At 54.6% G+C, this 713-nt stretch carries 8 tRNA genes; all 8 read left to right on the top strand.

Features of this window, described 5'->3' with window-relative positions:
• Positions 1-6: 6 nt before the first annotated feature.
• The 8 genes from AC3ASS_RS14435 to AC3ASS_RS14400 all read left to right on the top strand — a co-directional run bounded on the left by AC3ASS_RS14435 (position 7) and on the right by AC3ASS_RS14400 (position 713).
• A tRNA-Thr gene (locus AC3ASS_RS14435) sits at positions 7-82 on the top strand.
• Positions 83-107: 25 nt separating this feature from the next.
• Positions 108-183 (top strand) — tRNA-Lys (locus AC3ASS_RS14430).
• A gap of 3 nt (positions 184-186) precedes the next feature.
• A tRNA-Leu gene (locus AC3ASS_RS14425) sits at positions 187-268 on the top strand.
• Between the two features lie 4 nt (positions 269-272).
• A tRNA-Gly gene (locus AC3ASS_RS14420) sits at positions 273-347 on the top strand.
• A gap of 7 nt (positions 348-354) precedes the next feature.
• Positions 355-443, top strand: a tRNA-Leu gene (locus AC3ASS_RS14415).
• A gap of 4 nt (positions 444-447) precedes the next feature.
• Positions 448-524, top strand: a tRNA-Arg gene (locus AC3ASS_RS14410).
• A gap of 14 nt (positions 525-538) precedes the next feature.
• Positions 539-615, top strand: a tRNA-Pro gene (locus AC3ASS_RS14405).
• Between the two features lie 22 nt (positions 616-637).
• Positions 638-713, top strand: a tRNA-Ala gene (locus AC3ASS_RS14400).

Raw genomic sequence — 713 nt, 5'->3', positions numbered from 1 at the left:
TTATATGCCGGCTTAGCTCAATTGGTAGAGCAACTGACTTGTAATCAGTAGGTTGCGGGTTCAAGTCCTGCAGCCGGCACCACGTAAAACATCTAAATATAAAATGAGAGCCATTAGCTCAGTCGGTAGAGCATCTGACTTTTAATCAGAGGGTCGGAGGTTCGAGTCCTCCATGGCTCACCATTTGCGGGTGTGGCGGAATTGGCAGACGCACCAGACTTAGGATCTGGCGCCGCAAGGCGTGGGGGTTCAAGTCCCTCCACCCGCATTCTGCGGAAGTAGTTCAGTGGTAGAACACCACCTTGCCAAGGTGGGGGTCGCGGGTTCGAATCCCGTCTTCCGCTCCAAAGTCCTGCCGGGGTGGTGGAATTGGCAGACACACAGGACTTAAAATCCTGCGGTAGGTGACTACCGTGCCGGTTCGAGTCCGGCCCTCGGCACCATTTAGCGCCCGTAGCTCAATTGGATAGAGCGTCTGACTACGGATCAGAAGGTTATGGGTTCGACTCCTGTCGGGCGCGCCAGTTATATAACATAACGGGAAGTAGCTCAGCTTGGTAGAGCACATGGTTTGGGACCATGGGGTCGCAGGTTCGAATCCTGTCTTCCCGACCATTCATATACTACTTACTTAATTGGGGCCTTAGCTCAGCTGGGAGAGCGCCTGCTTTGCACGCAGGAGGTCAGCGGTTCGATCCCGCTAGGCTCCACCA

The sequence above is a fragment of the Bacillus sp. JST-5 genome (assembly GCF_057747715.1).
The sequence above is the reverse complement of the archived record's forward strand: the minus strand, read 5'-3'. Positions and strand labels throughout refer to the sequence as shown.